At 31.3% G+C, this 14,787-nt stretch carries 16 protein-coding genes; 4 read left to right on the top strand and 12 right to left on the bottom strand.

The features are described from left to right. Nucleotides 1-22: 22 nt before the first annotated feature. Nucleotides 23-2,200, bottom strand: a complete 2,178-nt coding sequence (bamA, locus tag ACYQ19_RS03900; protein WP_459978111.1) for an outer membrane protein assembly factor BamA — start codon at nucleotides 2,198-2,200, stop codon at nucleotides 23-25. 311 nt (nucleotides 2,201-2,511) lie between these two features. Here bamA and ACYQ19_RS03895 point away from each other — a divergent pair, with 311 nt between their 5' ends. After that, nucleotides 2,512-3,339 (top strand): prephenate dehydrogenase, encoded by an 828-nt coding sequence (locus ACYQ19_RS03895; RefSeq protein WP_459978110.1) that lies wholly within the window; start codon nucleotides 2,512-2,514, stop codon nucleotides 3,337-3,339. Here the strand turns inward: ACYQ19_RS03895 and ACYQ19_RS03890 are convergent. The 4 genes from ACYQ19_RS03890 to ACYQ19_RS03875 all read right to left on the bottom strand — a co-directional run bounded on the left by ACYQ19_RS03890 (nucleotide 3,332) and on the right by ACYQ19_RS03875 (nucleotide 5,821). Continuing rightward, nucleotides 3,332-3,856 (bottom strand): thiamine phosphate synthase, encoded by a 525-nt coding sequence (locus tag ACYQ19_RS03890; protein WP_459978109.1) that lies wholly within the window; start codon nucleotides 3,854-3,856, stop codon nucleotides 3,332-3,334. The genes ACYQ19_RS03895 and ACYQ19_RS03890 overlap by 8 nt on opposite strands. Continuing rightward, nucleotides 3,849-4,103, bottom strand: coding sequence for a hypothetical protein (locus ACYQ19_RS03885; RefSeq protein ID WP_459978108.1), 255 nt, complete (start codon nucleotides 4,101-4,103; stop codon nucleotides 3,849-3,851). Before ACYQ19_RS03885 ends, ACYQ19_RS03890 begins: the two co-directional genes overlap by 8 nt. Nucleotides 4,104-4,144: 41 nt before the next feature. Continuing rightward, nucleotides 4,145-4,828 (bottom strand): F0F1 ATP synthase subunit A, encoded by a 684-nt coding sequence (locus ACYQ19_RS03880; protein WP_459978107.1) that lies wholly within the window; start codon nucleotides 4,826-4,828, stop codon nucleotides 4,145-4,147. Nucleotides 4,829-5,092: 264 nt separating this feature from the next. Beyond that, nucleotides 5,093-5,821 (bottom strand): TIGR02757 family protein, encoded by a 729-nt coding sequence (locus ACYQ19_RS03875; RefSeq protein WP_459978106.1) that lies wholly within the window; start codon nucleotides 5,819-5,821, stop codon nucleotides 5,093-5,095. A 38-nt stretch (nucleotides 5,822-5,859) separates the two neighbouring features. On the opposite strand from ACYQ19_RS03875, the gene ACYQ19_RS03870 reads away from it, so the two are divergent. Further along, nucleotides 5,860-6,435 (top strand): SRPBCC family protein, encoded by a 576-nt coding sequence (locus ACYQ19_RS03870; RefSeq protein WP_459978105.1) that lies wholly within the window; start codon nucleotides 5,860-5,862, stop codon nucleotides 6,433-6,435. Between the two features lie 2 nt (nucleotides 6,436-6,437). Here the strand turns inward: ACYQ19_RS03870 and flgK are convergent, their stop codons facing one another. The 7 genes from flgK to ACYQ19_RS03835 form a co-directional block, all read right to left on the bottom strand. Then, a complete protein-coding gene (gene flgK, locus ACYQ19_RS03865) occupies nucleotides 6,438-8,615 on the bottom strand; it encodes a flagellar hook-associated protein FlgK (RefSeq protein WP_459978104.1) in 2,178 nt (725 codons plus the stop codon). 1 nt (nucleotide 8,616) lies between these two features. Then, nucleotides 8,617-9,027, bottom strand: a complete 411-nt coding sequence (locus ACYQ19_RS03860) for a hypothetical protein (RefSeq protein ID WP_459978103.1) — start codon at nucleotides 9,025-9,027, stop codon at nucleotides 8,617-8,619. Nucleotides 9,028-9,069: 42 nt separating this feature from the next. After that, nucleotides 9,070-9,249: a flagellar biosynthesis anti-sigma factor FlgM gene (locus ACYQ19_RS03855; RefSeq protein WP_015902725.1), complete on the bottom strand. Its 180-nt coding sequence runs from the start codon at nucleotides 9,247-9,249 to the stop codon at nucleotides 9,070-9,072. A 57-nt stretch (nucleotides 9,250-9,306) separates the two neighbouring features. Continuing rightward, the gene (locus tag ACYQ19_RS03850) at nucleotides 9,307-9,582 is read right to left on the bottom strand and encodes a rod-binding protein (RefSeq protein ID WP_459978102.1); all 276 of its coding nucleotides are present in this window, start codon (nucleotides 9,580-9,582) and stop codon (nucleotides 9,307-9,309) included. Nucleotides 9,583-9,591: 9 nt separating this feature from the next. Beyond that, nucleotides 9,592-10,587 (bottom strand): flagellar basal body P-ring protein FlgI, encoded by a 996-nt coding sequence (locus ACYQ19_RS03845; protein ID WP_459978101.1) that lies wholly within the window; start codon nucleotides 10,585-10,587, stop codon nucleotides 9,592-9,594. Between the two features lie 106 nt (nucleotides 10,588-10,693). Next, nucleotides 10,694-11,938 (bottom strand): MFS transporter, encoded by a 1,245-nt coding sequence (locus tag ACYQ19_RS03840; protein WP_459978100.1) that lies wholly within the window; start codon nucleotides 11,936-11,938, stop codon nucleotides 10,694-10,696. Between the two features lie 9 nt (nucleotides 11,939-11,947). Further along, the gene (locus tag ACYQ19_RS03835) at nucleotides 11,948-12,721 is read right to left on the bottom strand and encodes a histidinol-phosphatase HisJ family protein (protein ID WP_459978099.1); all 774 of its coding nucleotides are present in this window, start codon (nucleotides 12,719-12,721) and stop codon (nucleotides 11,948-11,950) included. Between the two features lie 54 nt (nucleotides 12,722-12,775). On the opposite strand from ACYQ19_RS03835, the gene ACYQ19_RS03830 reads away from it, so the two are divergent. Together ACYQ19_RS03830 and ACYQ19_RS03825 are read left to right on the top strand one after the other, a co-directional pair. After that, the gene (locus tag ACYQ19_RS03830) at nucleotides 12,776-13,444 is read left to right on the top strand and encodes a hypothetical protein (RefSeq protein WP_459978098.1); all 669 of its coding nucleotides are present in this window, start codon (nucleotides 12,776-12,778) and stop codon (nucleotides 13,442-13,444) included. Beyond that, nucleotides 13,445-14,731: a peptidase U32 family protein gene (locus ACYQ19_RS03825; RefSeq protein WP_459978097.1), complete on the top strand. Its 1,287-nt coding sequence runs from the start codon at nucleotides 13,445-13,447 to the stop codon at nucleotides 14,729-14,731. The last annotated feature ends 56 nt before the right edge of the window (nucleotides 14,732-14,787 follow it).

Raw genomic sequence — 14,787 nt, 5'->3', positions numbered from 1 at the left:
GAATGACATATAAAAGGTAAAATTAAAAACTTGCACCTATACTAAACTCAAATCTTTGTAAATCGTCACCCGGTTCACTTTTTATTGGCCATGCCCATACAAAGCATAATGGCCCCATAGGGGTTATCCAATCAACTGAAAAACCAAATGAACTTCTTTTAATATCAAATCCGTTTTCACCTATTGCGCCATAATCGATAAAACCGCTTAGCCATAATTTATTTTTAATACTAAGGGGTGTCGAAATTTCAGGTCCCGTTACAATTTTGTATTTACCGCCTATTTTATTTCCTTCACTATCAATAGGTGAAATTGAATAAGAACCAAATCCTCTTATGCTTCTAATACCACCCAAATAAAATTTTTCGTTAAGTGGTAAATATCCATTATCTTTAATCATCCCGGCAATAATTCTGTATTTTAAAACGGCATATGTTTTGTATGTTTTGTCTTTTAAAGGATAGAAATATTTATATTGTGCTATAGTTTTTATGTATTTTTCATCGCCTCCAATTCCCGCAAATTCTGCGCTAATGGAAGCTTTTTGCCCGGTTGTAGGAAAGAAGTAATTATCTGTATTATTATAATTTAGCGATGCAACAATATAGCTTTTGGTGCTCTCAGGCATTGTGTATTCAGTTGTATTATAGTCACTAAGTTTTGTTTTTGTAAATCCATATGTAACATTTGCACCTACATATCTTGATAGTTTTTTACCAACACCTGCCGTAAATCCTTTTTCTTTTGAAGTATATGATATACCTTCAAATTTTGTATCGAAAATTGAAGTGTTAAAAGAGTATTTCGTATCAAAAACTCTTGGATTGATTAAAGAGACTCTGTAAGTTCTGCTAACGCTCGAAAAATCTGCCGAAGCACTTACGCTTTGTCCACTCCCAAATACGTTTTTTTCAGTAATTGAGAAATTAAATCCGAGTTTCGTATAACTACCATAACTGATTCCGGCTTTTAATGATCCGCTAAGCCCTTCTTTTACATTTACTAATAAATCGATTTGGTTAGAAGAAACTTTTTTCTGTTCTATTTTTATATCTTCCAGATAACCGCTTCTTTGAAGGGCGTTTTTTGAATCTGTAAGATCCCTGTATGAAAATTTGTCACCCGGTGCAAGATAAATGTTTCTTCTGATAACTCTATCAAGCGTTTTAGTGTTTCCTTTTATAATTACGTTTCTGATATAAACGATTTCACCGGGAATTACTTTATATGTAATATAAGCGTTTGAACCTTCTTTTTTTATTTCCGGATACACTTTGGCATATGCATAACCTTCATTGGCAAAAGCGTGTTGAATATTTTTTAAATCTTCCCTGAGCGCTGAAACGTTGAAATATTTATCAGTTTTAAGGTTTAGTTCAGGAAGGGTTACTTTAATGTTTTTTGGGTAATCAATATCAATTTTTTTAACAATAAATCTTATGCCTTCGTATATCGAATAGTCGATTGTAGCAGTGTAATTGTCAAAATTTGATTTTGCTAAAGGATCACTTACATATGCATCCATAAAACCTAAGTTCAAATAATAATTTTGAATTGCTTCTTTATCAGAAATTAACTTATATATATTTAATTTTCCACTATTTGTAAAAGGTAATATACTCCAAAATGTTCTTGGTCTGTTCTCTGTTTCATCTAACAATTCATCTTTTGAAAGTTTATTAGCACCAAAAAATTTAACATCTTTTATTATAATCTGTTCGCCTTTTTTAACAGAAATAGTTAATTTAACAGAAGTAGGGGATATGAATTTTTTATCTATATTTACAATCGTATTAAAATAACCTTTTGAAAGATAATAAGCTTTTATAAATTCTTTAAGATTATCCAATTTTTCTTCGGATAAAATCTCACCTTTTTTAGGCAGATAACCTCTTTCTTTTAGAAGTTTTTTTAAATCTTCGGAAAAATTTTCAAAATCAATTTTTAAAATTGTAGGTTTTTCCAAACATTCAAATATTAACGTATTATTTTTTTTAATAGCTTTTATTGTTTGAAAATAACCTGTTTCATATAATTTTTTAATACTTTCATCAATTTTTTCTATATCGAAATTGTCGCCTTTATTTATATTAATTAAACTATTTGCTGTAATAGGTGAAATGTGTAAAAGTCCTTTATATTCTATTTTATCAATTTGTGCAAATAATATAAGCGGAAGTAACAGCAGTGTTTTTTTCATAATACCCCTTGTTTGAATAATAACGGCAATTATACCAAAATAAAATTATAAAAAATATAAGGGGATTTTTGTCGTAATGTTTGATTTATGCCTGAAGTGAATGGATAAAAAATTGATATTTTTGTGCACGCCTTTGTTATTAAAAAGAAGCGTTTATAATAGTGATATGTTATTTAAATTCAGATATTTGTTAATACTTTATATATAAACTTTTTGAATATTTTGAATTTAAAAAACAGCCTTGTTCATATTGTAAAAATGTGTAAATTAATTTGATAGTAATGGTATAATTTCGGAAAAAAAGAGGTGTTATGACTTGTGGTATCGTAGGTCTTGGTTTGATGGGGGGTAGTTTTGGTCTAGCGATGAGGGGGTATTTTAAAGAAATTATTGGAATAGACCATAATGAAGACCATAAAAAAGACGCTTTAAATTTAGGACTTGTTGACAAAGTAGGCGAATTCAAAGATTTGGAAAGTGTTGATGTAATAATTTTAGCTATTCCTATTAGAGGTATAATAGCTTCATTGCAGACACTTTCTAAAATGAATTTAAAAAAAGAAGTAACAATAATTGATTTTGGTTCTACAAAAGAGAGTATTATAAATGAGTGCCCTGAAAATATAAGAAAAAACCTTGTAGCTTCTCATCCAATGGCAGGAACGGAATATTCAGGGCCAATGGCTGCAATAGCTGATTTATACGAAAATAAAATAATGGTGGTTTGTAATATAGAAGATAGTGGTGATATACAAACAAAAAGAGCAATAGAAATTTTTGAAAAACTTAAAATGAAAGTAAAATATATGGACTCAAAAGAGCATGACAGACATGCAGCTTTTATTTCTCATATGCCCCACATTGTAAGCTTTTCTATTGCTAATGCCGTTTTAAAACAGGAAGATAAAGAACACATAGTTACTCTTGCTGCAGGTGGTTTTAGGGATATGAGCCGTTTGGCCAAAAGTAATGCACATATGTGGGGTGATATTTTTAAAGAAAACAAAGCAAATCTTTTAGATTCTATTGAAGCATTCAAAAGTGAATTAAAGAAAGCAAAAGAGATGATTGAAAAAGAAGAGTGGGATAAATTAAAAACGTGGATGGAAACCGGAAACGAACTTCATAAAATTATGTAAAGAAATATCTTATACTTGCAAATCCTACAGCCTTTGATCTTTTTATCTCTTTTACTTCTTTTTCGGAAACAATACCACCAAGTGCAATTACGTTTGGATGAATATTACATATTTTGTTTAATGTTTCTATTCCAAGGCCGGGTCTGTTTTTAGATTCATATATTGGTGAAAAAGTTATAAAATCAGCATTTACAGCTTCTTTTGCTTCTTGTGCTGTATGCGTTGAGACAATAATGATTTTATTTTTGAAGTCGTTAATTTTTTTTATTTGTGATGATGGTAAATGTATACCATCAAAAAAAGATAATAAAGTGAAATCATTTTTTAATGTATCGTAATTAATGAAAATTTTTGAATGATTTTTTGCAAAATCCGCAAAATCAATAATTTCTCGTTTGTTAAAATATTTTTTGTTTCTGTAGCAGATAAAATCAGGTTTATGTTTGATAATGGAGTTTTTAATATCATTCAAAGAATAAGAAGGATCGGTTATCATATATTTAATGAAATTACGCATAAATTTCAAACCCTTCTTTATGTAAAGTTTTTTCTTGTTCAATAAGATTAATTATATTTTTTAAGTAATATTCATCTACAGGTATTTGTTTTATTTTTTGAAGAACTTTTGGCAAATCTTTTGATGGAATTTGCATTAACGCTTTTCTTAATATTTGTCTTTCGTTAAGTTGAAGGTTTTGATTGATATCGGTTAGATTAAATGTATTCGAATTAACGTTGTGAGAATTTAAAAAATGTATTTGCATTAGACTCCTTTTTAGGAGTCTAAGCAAATTGTATTCCTAAATTAAAGAGCTTCTTCCTGACCTGTTACGGCACCATATAAATATACGTATGTCAGAACCATAAATACAAATGCCTGTAGGAACGCTGAGAAAGTAAGCAATGCAAATCCTGCTAATGGAAATACATAAGGTGCTAACATTAATAATACTAATAAGAACAAATCATCACCTTTGATGTTACCGAATAACCTGAATGCAAGTGAAATAATTCTTGAAAAATGTGAAAGAATTTCTACCGGGAACATTAAAGGTGCTAACCATTTAACTGGCCCAGCGAAATGCGCAATGTAATGTCCTAAACCTTGAGCTTTGATACCTTCATAATGATAATACAAAAATACGATTAAAGCTAATGTAAGGGTTAAGTTAACGTTTCCTGTTGGTGATTCAAAACCAGGAATAATACCAATTAAGTTACCCATGAAAATAAAAATAGCCAAACTACCAGCAAGTGCTAAATATTTTCTTGCAACTTCTTCGTTTGCTACATCTTTACCGATGTATAAAATGCCTGCAACTGTTGCTTCCATAACGTTTTGACATCCGTTTGGAACGATTTGAAGATTTCTTGTAGCAAGTTTAGCAACACCGATAGCCAAAATTGCAGAAATAATTGTGTGAACTACTAACTGAACCATTGGGTCATGGCCTAAAAATTGGAAAAATAACCAAATTCTACCTTCCATAAAGTTCCTTTTTTGTTGTAATTGTATCAAAATTAATTATTAATTAATAGTAAAAAAGTTAAAAATGTGAAAAAAAATCAAACGGTGTGAAAAATGGTTAATATATATGTTTAGAATTAAAAACAATATGACAGACACCAAAAAAGCTCACCGATCATAACACTTAACTGACTTTAACACTCTAACAACTTAACAACCCCAACAACTTAATAACTTAAATAACTTTTAATTTCAATTATTACCTTAAAAAACATCAAATAATTTTCATATATCAATATTCAACTGACCGATTCTGTAAAGAGCAAAATCGTATTTTAGGGGATCGTCCGGATCGAATTCCTTTAGTTTTTGCGTTAACTCTAATGCTGCTTGTAAATCGTAAGTTTTTCTTTTTAAAAGACCTAGTTTTAATGAAACTTTGTGAGTATGTGTATCAAGAGGAATAATCAGATCTTTTTTATTGACACCATTCCATAGCCCTAAATCCGGATATTCATCTCTTACCATCCATCTTAAAAACATATTCCATCTTTTATAAGGACTTATGCCTTTGGTTTTTGTCGGGGGAATTTTTCCTATTAGAAATTCATATCCTTTTGAATTGTATTTATTAATAGTATATATCGTTTTAATAATTTCTCTAATTCCGTCGATTGGATTGTTTTCTTTTTTATATCCTTTTAAGAATAGTTCATTTAATGAATATTCTTTTTTCATAATCGATAAAGTTTTTAAAAAATAATAAACATCTTTTGATGTTTGAAATCTGTAATAAAGTTTATTATCTATAGTAATATTTTTTAAATCGTAATTTATTTGATTTAAAAATTTTAGTATTGCTTTTACATTTCCGTATGCAAAAAGAGCTGCTATCAATGCAGAGTATTCGTCTTTATATTTGTGAGCTATTAAAACAGGGTCTAGTTTTTGCTCATTTATTTCATAAATGTTATTATTTATCAATTCATCTAATTTATTTTTGATATTCAACATCATTCCTTTTTGATACAATTTTCTAAAAAAGGATTATAATGAAAAAATTGCTTGTTTTTTTATTTAGCATAGTGATATTGTTTTCTTGGGAACTTAAAAAAGATGAAAACGGAATAAAAGTATTTACTCAAGATGTTAAAGATTCGAAATATGATGAATTTAAAGCGCAAATGATTGTAAATAAACCTTTTGAAAAGGTTAAAAAAATATTATTAGATTTTAAAGACTATCCAAAATGGCAAAAAAAAATAGAAAATATCGAGGTAAAAAACGGATATATGTTAAAAGAACTTGATTTTCCGTTTCCGTTAAGCAACAGGTTTGCATTTTATAAAATTAACATTAAACAAACACCAAAAAAATTATATATTTTTTTTAAAAGTATTCCATATGACAAACTTCCTGAAAAAATAAAAAAAGAATTTAAAAAACCTTCATGTGTTGAAATGAAAGACGATATCATGTTTGAAGCGGAAAAAACGGATAAAGGAATAAAAATAGTTTATGCTGCAAAAGTAGACCCTAAGGGGGCACCGGCTTTTATTTTTAATAGAAAAATTGTTTCAGCTGCTTATGCAACATTAAATAATTTAAAAGAAAAATTAAATGAATAGTTTTATTGTTTTATATTAAACAAGGCGTCAAGCATTTGATTAATAGTGGTAATTACTTTCGCGTTTGCTTGGTAACCTCTTTGAAATTTTTCTAAATTTATGAGTTCTTCATCGATATTGACACCGCTTAATGAATAATATTCATTAGAAATACTTGTAAGCAGTGTTTGAGTGCTCTCTTTTTTGCTAGATACGATTTGGGTTTCATTAGCCAAATCCGCAGTCAATCCTCGATAAAATCCATAAATTGTGTTATTTTGAGTTTTCCCATTTACATAAAAATTTATATTTTCATATTGTAATTGTAATATTGTATTTGCAATTGTATTATCACCGGAATTTGGTGTTTTACTAGCTTTAATTAAACTAGGATCGTTTTGAAATTCTTCTCTTAACTGAATGTTTGAGGCATTAGTTCCGTCAAAAAATTTGTTTATTCCGAAAGAACCACCAAAATCTGCATTGTCATTATCCAAACCAATATACGTGTTTTCATCGCTTTTTTTGGATAAAATGAGTTTTCCGTTAATAAATTGTGCCTGGTAATAATCATCTACATCATTATTAAGATTGTTGTCGTTATTATCATCTATTGCTGGTGTATTGATTTGAGCCAGAATACCTTCAATAGTTGAATATCTTGGATCGTTTGAATTCATATCTACTGATATGGTTCTACTGGCAATTGCTTCGCCATCATTATTATATACAACAATATCAAAACTTCCGTTTTTTAAAGGCAGTGGCATTTGAGTGTTGTTAATTTGGTTTAAAGGAAGATATTCAATCTGATTTAATGCTGTGAATAATTGTGCTCCGTCGTCTTTTACTAAAATTTTTGAAGTTTCACTTAAATCGGATGTATTTACGAATTTAAGTTGGCCGTTTACCAGTTTTGCTTCAATATCCGTTATTCCGTTATTTGTAAGTTCGTTATTAATATTTTGAATTACATCGTTTATTGAATCATCCGGGGATATCGAAACTTTTATTTCATTATTTAATAAGCCTTGGTCGTTATATATGTTTAATGTTAAATTACCTTCTCTCACAGGGGATTTTAAAATATGATATGTCCTGTATAATGAATCTAAAGAAGTATCCGTCAAATCAGGTGAAATTGTGTTAGGTGAGCTTATTACATCTGTTTCTACGGATTCCTGTGCGGAATATGAGTATATAGAGTTTACGCTTCTTATTATTCCGTTTGCTAAAGAATCCAAAGATGACATTAATTCTCCAAGAATTCCATTAGTTGGATTTCCGCTTTTATCAAATTCATTACCTCTGATATTTAATAATGCACCTATTTCACCACCTTTTATGGCTTTTGTAATATCTACAACGGAGTAATCTTGTTTTTCAATTCCAATCATAGGGTTGCCTGCTAAAGAATCAATAGTGAGTTCGTGGTAAGTTGAATTATCAACCAAAGGATATCCGCCAAGCGCTATTTGATAGTCTTCTTCATAATCTGTGGTAACGGCACCCTGTGCATCTTTAGAGGAAACGCCGGTTTTATATATTTTTACATCCAAAAGTTCTTTAAGTCTTTTTTCAAGAGCGTCTCTTTTGTCTCTTAATTCGTTTGCATTTGATTCGTTGTTTGCTTCATGAGCTGTTATTTCTTTGTTTAATTCAGCAATTTGTTTTATAATATTGTTTGCTTCTGTAAGTTTTGAATTTAAAGAGTCATTAATGCTTTTTTGAATATCTTCAAGTTTTCCTTTTAATGTTTTAATATTGTCAGCCAGGGCCTGTGTTTTTGCTGCAAGATCAACTTTTACGGCACCATCGTTTGGATTACTTGCAAATGTCTGCCATGCGTTAAAAAACTCTTCAATGTCTTTATACAATCCATTGTCCGTAACATCCGGAAAATAGGTTGCAATTTCTTTTAAATATTGTTCTTGCGTATCTAAATTAGCAAAAGTTGCTGATGTTGAAATATATCTATTAAATAAAAAGGTATCTGTTATTCTGTAAATAGAACTTATTTGAACGCCTGTGCCTATATCACCCGGAATGGAATTAATAGGGTTTAATGTTGAAAAAACCGCTCTTTCCCTTACATAATCCGGATTTGAGGCGTTAGATATGTTATTGGATGTAACGTCTATGGCAGTCTGATGCGATTTAAGCCCTGTAAGGGCTGTCGAAAAAGAAGTTGAAATAGCCATTTTAAGCCTTTAAATGTAAATTAGAATTTTTGAATGATTCGTTGTTATAATTTATAGGTTCGTTGTTATGTATCTGATTTACAAGAGTGTTATAAAAGTTTGCTACGCTTAAGGCAAGTTTTGAAAATCTTTTGTGAAGGTTGTTGAATTCAAAAAGTTTTTCCCTGAATTCATTAAAAAGTTTTTCTTCTTCCGATGAAAAAATTTCCTCTAAAGGTTTGTTTCTGGATACTAAAATTTTGTCGATTTCATTTTTTAACGAAGAAAATTCATATGCCAATTTTTCTTTTTTTTCAGTATTCGCAAAAACTTTTTCATGATTGGCTTGTTTAATATTATCAATGTCTTCTTTTGTAATCGAGATTAAGTCATTTAAAGTTTGAATGGTTTTATTTAGTGTGTTAATAAGCATAGCCCTTCCTTTTATAAATTATATTTCAGGAAGGGTGAGAGATTAAAGAAGAGATTTAGCTAATGCTTCAGCGGTTTTGTCAATATCGATTTTATACTCGCCGTTTTTGATTTGCTCTTTTATCTCTTCTACCCTTCCTAATTTTTCCTGTTTTTGAACATTTTGTGTTCTTTTTTGTTGGGTAGAGATCATTTGAGTATTCGCTCCTACTCTGTTAATCATTTATTTGCCTTTTTTTATTGTTATTCTACCCAACTATATCGGCAAATAAAAAATTTTTTAAATCTTTTTTTTCAAATAATCAAAAAGCAGTTTACTATAGCCGAAATTCCCGCTTAAATCTTTTGAAAGTTCTTCCTGATACATTGATTTATAAATTTTTTCGCCGGGACTTTCAGGAAAAAGTTCATTTTTTGAATTCATGGCTTCCTTTAAATAAAAATTTAATATTTCACTTTCAAAATCATCGCATGCCTGTTTTAATTTTTTTAAATTTTGGGTTTTTGAAATATCTATTTTGTGATGCATGGCTATATTTATTTCGTAACTGCTCATTTTATCTCCTTAATTTACTATTAATTTGGCGTTTATTGCATTGCTGGCTTTTAGATTTTCCAGTATTGCTATCATATCCTGAGGTGTTGCTTTAAATTTTTGAAACATCTGTGTTAGATCAAGAATGGATGTCTCTTTTTTAATTTTTATGACAAAGTTCCCATATGTTATAACAGTTGGTTGAACCATAATGTCGCTTCCGGCTACAATTGTTCCAGTTCTTTCGTCAATTACTATTACATCTGGCATTTGCGTTTTAACATTTAAATTTTCTACTTTTGCAAGAAATTCCGGCATACTTAAATTTGCAGGTTTTTTTAGTTTTATGGTTCTTGGATCGATTGCCACAGCAGCTTTTGTTTTAAAAAAGTTATTTATTCTGTTCTGAATGGCTACGGCTAGGTCAAAATCACTTCTTTTAAGTGACAATGTTGCATATTGCTGATGAAACAGATCCCATGCAACGGCTCTTTCAACGGTAGCACCTTTTATAACTTTTACGGTCGTTGTGAAATGTTTCTGTTTTTTTCCGCCTTTTAGGTTAAATCCTCCCATAGTTATAGGACCCTGTGCCAATGCATAAATTTTTCCGTTTACACCTTTTAGAGGTGTTATTAATAAAACACCTCCCTGAAGAGATTTAGCATCACCGATTGATGAAACGGTAATATCGATTTTGTCACCTTCTCTTGCGAATGGCGGCAGGGTTGCCGTTACCATTACAGCCGCGACATTTTTAGATTTTATATCTTTTGGGTCAAGTTTTACGTTTACGTTTTTAAGAAGGTTTGATAATGTCTGATTCGTAAATTTTGAAGATGAATCACCGCTTCCGTTAAGTCCGACGACCAGTCCGTATCCGATAAGTTGGTTATCTCTAACGCCTACAATGTTGGAAACGTCTTTAATTTTAGCCGCAAAAAGATTGGTAGTTATAAACATATAAAACACGATTAAAAACATAAATCCTAGAAGCTTTTCGTATCTGTCTATTATAAAAGACATTCAAATCCTTTTGAATTTTACTAAAGGAAGCAAAAGGCGTTCCGAAAATAAGTTATTAAGCGAATAAGTAGTGAAGTTGTGAAGCGGATAAGGGGAAAGAGGTGTTTTAATCTATGTATCTTACTATTAAAACTCCGTCTTTTTCATAAAAATCGTATACTTTTTTTTCGGTTTTTAGCTCTTCGATAAAGTCATGATCATAATTTCTATATTCTACAATTTTAAATTTGCTTACAGGTTTCATTTTAATTAACAGATACGTCCAGATTATTCCAACTAAAACCGAAATGCCTAAAAACAGGTTTAACATATTGTGATGCACAAAATATCCCGCACTTGCACCACCCAAGAATATTCCAATATATTGAATCGTATTAGAAGTAGATAATGCCGTAGCTTTTTCATATGCCCTTGCCACTTTGCTTACAAAACTTTGAAGCACGGGTTCTAATAGGTTAAAGCCGAAGAAAAATACGATTACTGCCGTAAAATATGTGTATTTGTTCCCTATTAAAAATAAAATTAGTGATATTGTAATAGCTATTGCACTCATTACAAATACTGCTTTTGCTTTTTGTTTTTTTTCGGCTAAAATCGCACCAAGAGGCAGTGCAAAAATACCCAGAACAAGTGCCGGAATATATACCTTCCAAAGGTCTGTTTTATCCCATCCCAGTTTAGTTGTAAAAATAATTGGTGTGAGCATAAAAAATACAGTCATTAAACCTTTTTGTAAAAATCCGCTTAAAAAAAGCTTTAAAAGCTCTTTATGGGTTAGAATATCTTTTAATGAAGAATGGGGATGATGGTGGACGATTTTAGGAGGATTTGGAATTTTAGCAATTACTAGCCAAATTGAAAAAAGAGCTAAAATAGCAGTTAAAATAAAAAGTTTATCAACCCCCCATTTTGCACCTATTGTCGGTCCTAATATCATTGAAAGCGCAAAACTTAAGGCAATGAACTGACCCATTCTCGCAAATGCTTTGGCTCTTGTGTTTTCATCTGTTAAATCGGCAATATATGCCAAAATTACTCCACCTATGGCACCAGCTCCCTGCAATAAACGCCCGAAAATCAATGTATAAATATTAGAAGAAAATGCACAGACCAAACTTCCAAGAGCCAATAACGAAAGCCCCAATATTAAAATTTTTTTCTTATCATATTTGTCTGCGGCCTTTCCAAAAGGAATCTGTAAAAACACCTGTGAGAGGGCATATGCTCCAAGTGCTATTCCGACATTAAACGCATTAGCATTATCAAGTTTCATTGCATACAAGGCAAGTAAAGGCATTACGATAAATAAACCGAAAAACCTTATTGCCATCAGCAAACTAAGATAAATCATAACACTCCTTTAAATTTTGACTTTTATTTTCTGTTTTTTTTCAAAATATACCGCTTCACTAAATCCCATTTTTTTAGCTTTTTGAACAGCTTCTTTAAGCATGAAGCCTACTTGCTCTGGTGAATGTGCGTCGCTTGAGAAGGTAATGTCTATGCCTTCTTCAAGTATCATTTCCAGAATTTCATCACTCGGATATAACTCTTTTACCGGTTTTCTGAGTCCTGCCGTATTCAGTTCAACCGCCATTGATGAATTTTTTATGGCTTTTATGGCATTATTTACGATATCTTTTATCGGCGTTTTGGGTTTATATCCAAATACTTTAATTAAATCAAGGTGTCCTACGATATTGAATAGTTTAGACTCGGCCATTTTTTCTATTAAATGGAAATATTCTCTGTAAATATCATCTACGTCCCTGTTTTCCCAGCCTTTTATAAATTCAGGATTGTCAAATCCCCAGTTGTCTAAAAAATGGACGCTTCCGATTAGGTAATCAACATCTCTTTTTAAAACCCTTTCATCAATTGTAGGGGTAAAATCAACTTCGTAACCCAAAAGTATTTTTATGTTTTTATATTTTTTTGATAAGTCGGAAATTGTTTTTTCATATTTGTCCATTTCATTAAAAGACATTCTGTATTTAGGGTCAAAATTCATAGGGGCATGATCCGCAAATCCGTAAACCTCTATTCCTTTTTCTATTGCTTTTTGTATAAATTCTTCCGGTTCACCTTCGGCATGTTTACATAAAGGTGTGTGATTGTGAAGGTCTATAAGCATTTTTTGCCTTTTTAAATGAAATTATATATAATAAATCAAAAAAAGAGGTGAGCTATGACGCAGGAAGAATTAGATGCTTTAATGGCCGGTGGTGTAGATTCATTGGATGATATTGATTTTGAAGAGGATAAGAAAGAGGAATCTCTTAAAGAAGTTAATGATGATAATAATGAAAAAGAAGAGATAATGCCGCCTCCTGCCGATGAGAAGCATAAAGTTGTCGCTCAGCTTGATGAGGTTACAAAAGAGAGTGAAGAAAAAGCCACTCAAATACTCGATATTATGGATAATATTTCAGCTTCTATGATGGATGCTGTGGAAGAGCTTAATGATGTATTGCAATTTTTAGAACACGAAAAAGAACTTTTTACAAAACTATCGAATGCTTTTCCTCATATTAAAACGTTTAAAGAAGAATTAAACAGAGTAAATGAAATGATAGAAAAAGTTCAAAAAGCCATTGAATCGGGTGAGGCCACCCAGGATGAAATTATGATGGCGATGGATATTATGCAGTATCAGGATATCCACAGACAAAAAATAGAAAGAGTTATTAATATAATGAGGGCATTAATTAAATATATGAATAGACTTTTTGAAGGTAAAATAGACGATAAAGAAAGAGTTAAAAGTGCTACACATATTTCTGGGGATGAAAACGATGAACTAGTGGATGAAGAGGATATAGAAGCGTTGATTGCGCAGTTTGGAGGAGCAAAGTAGATGAAAAAAGTTGAGTTACTCTCACCTGCGGGTGATTTTGAAAAATTAAAAATCGCAATTGCTTACGGGGCGGATGCGGTTTATGCCGGGGTTAGCCATTTTTCACTCAGATGTCACAGCGGTAAAGAATTTAATTACGAAAATTTTGCCGAAGCGGTAAAGTATGCACATGACAGGGGTGTAAAAGTATACGCTACCGTAAACTCGTTTCCTTTTGAAAATCAGCTGCCTTTGGTGGAAGAGCATATATTAAAGCTTAAAGAAATAGGCGTTGATGCGATGATTATTTCATCTTTGGGTGTATTGATGAAAGCGAGGGAGCTTGCGCCTGAAGTTGAAATTCACCTCTCAACCCAGGCAAATGCTTTAAATTCATGGGATTATAAAGCCTACAGGGATTTAGGTGTAAAAAGAATAATTGCAGCAAGGGAATCAACATTAAAAGACCTTGTAAGAATAAAAGAAAAAGTTCCTGATATTGAAATAGAAACGTTCGTGCACGGAGCTATGTGCTTTGCATACAGCGGCAGATGTCTTTTAAGTGCGGTTCAGTTCGGAAGAAACCCAAACAAGGGCAGCTGTGCAAACGACTGCAGATATCCTTATGTGCTTTATGCCGAAAATCCTGAAACGGGTATGATGTTTAAACTTGAAGAATATCCGGAAGACGGCACTTATATTATGAATGCGAAAGATTTATGCCTGATAGAACATATTCCGGAAATTCTTAAAAGTGGTGTAATAGATTCAATAAAAATAGAAGGAAGAACGAAAGCCCCTTATTATGTCGGGGTTGTTACAAAAGCTTACAGGGAAGCGATTGATGCTTTTTATGAAGGTAGGGAGTTTGATAGAGAATATTTTATAAATGAAATTCTCACAACCAAAAACAGAGGACTTACGGACGCTTATCTTGTCAAAAGGCCTTATGAAAGACACGATACGCAAAACCTGGAAACTTCCCTCACTCACGGGGAATGGCAGGTTAGTGGTATAGTTAATGAAGATGAAGAAACTTTTATGTGCAAATACAAAACATTCCCGGGTGACGTTGTTGAAATACTCGCACCAAAAAATGCTAAAATTTCACCTGTAAAAAATGATATAGGTGAAGTTTGGCAGCAAAACGGAAAGTGGATGTTGAAATTTAATAAAATTGAAACAAAAAGCGGAAAAGTTTTAGAAGCGGTTCATAGCGGGAATTTAAATCCTATAAAATTGCCTTGTAAATTGCCTTATCTTTCATTTTTAAGAAAGAAAGTTGAATATAGTCCAAACGGCGTGTAACGGCTTAAGAGTGAAGAGAAGGAAAAAAGAAGCAGCTTGATGATAATTATATAGAA

The organism is Nautilia lithotrophica (assembly GCF_054656815.1).
This window is presented reverse-complemented; position numbering and strand designations above follow the sequence as displayed.

Bases quoted from the DNA above. Each gene is read 5' to 3' on its own strand.
- bamA (WP_459978111.1), bottom strand. From the start codon at position 2,200: ATGAAAAAAACACTGCTGTTACTTCCGCTTATATTATTTGCACAAATT.
- ACYQ19_RS03895 (WP_459978110.1), top strand. From the start codon at position 2,512: ATGACTTGTGGTATCGTAGGTCTTGGTTTGATGGGGGGTAGTTTTGGT.
- ACYQ19_RS03890 (WP_459978109.1), bottom strand. From the start codon at position 3,856: ATGCGTAATTTCATTAAATATATGATAACCGATCCTTCTTATTCTTTG.
- ACYQ19_RS03885 (WP_459978108.1), bottom strand. From the start codon at position 4,103: ATGCAAATACATTTTTTAAATTCTCACAACGTTAATTCGAATACATTT.
- ACYQ19_RS03880 (WP_459978107.1), bottom strand. From the start codon at position 4,828: ATGGAAGGTAGAATTTGGTTATTTTTCCAATTTTTAGGCCATGACCCA.
- ACYQ19_RS03875 (WP_459978106.1), bottom strand. From the start codon at position 5,821: ATGTTGAATATCAAAAATAAATTAGATGAATTGATAAATAATAACATT.
- ACYQ19_RS03870 (WP_459978105.1), top strand. From the start codon at position 5,860: ATGAAAAAATTGCTTGTTTTTTTATTTAGCATAGTGATATTGTTTTCT.
- flgK (WP_459978104.1), bottom strand. From the start codon at position 8,615: ATGGCTATTTCAACTTCTTTTTCGACAGCCCTTACAGGGCTTAAATCG.
- ACYQ19_RS03860 (WP_459978103.1), bottom strand. From the start codon at position 9,027: ATGCTTATTAACACACTAAATAAAACCATTCAAACTTTAAATGACTTA.
- ACYQ19_RS03855 (WP_015902725.1), bottom strand. From the start codon at position 9,249: ATGATTAACAGAGTAGGAGCGAATACTCAAATGATCTCTACCCAACAA.
- ACYQ19_RS03850 (WP_459978102.1), bottom strand. From the start codon at position 9,582: ATGAGCAGTTACGAAATAAATATAGCCATGCATCACAAAATAGATATT.
- ACYQ19_RS03845 (WP_459978101.1), bottom strand. From the start codon at position 10,587: ATGTCTTTTATAATAGACAGATACGAAAAGCTTCTAGGATTTATGTTT.
- ACYQ19_RS03840 (WP_459978100.1), bottom strand. From the start codon at position 11,938: ATGATTTATCTTAGTTTGCTGATGGCAATAAGGTTTTTCGGTTTATTT.
- ACYQ19_RS03835 (WP_459978099.1), bottom strand. From the start codon at position 12,721: ATGCTTATAGACCTTCACAATCACACACCTTTATGTAAACATGCCGAA.
- ACYQ19_RS03830 (WP_459978098.1), top strand. From the start codon at position 12,776: ATGACGCAGGAAGAATTAGATGCTTTAATGGCCGGTGGTGTAGATTCA.
- ACYQ19_RS03825 (WP_459978097.1), top strand. From the start codon at position 13,445: ATGAAAAAAGTTGAGTTACTCTCACCTGCGGGTGATTTTGAAAAATTA.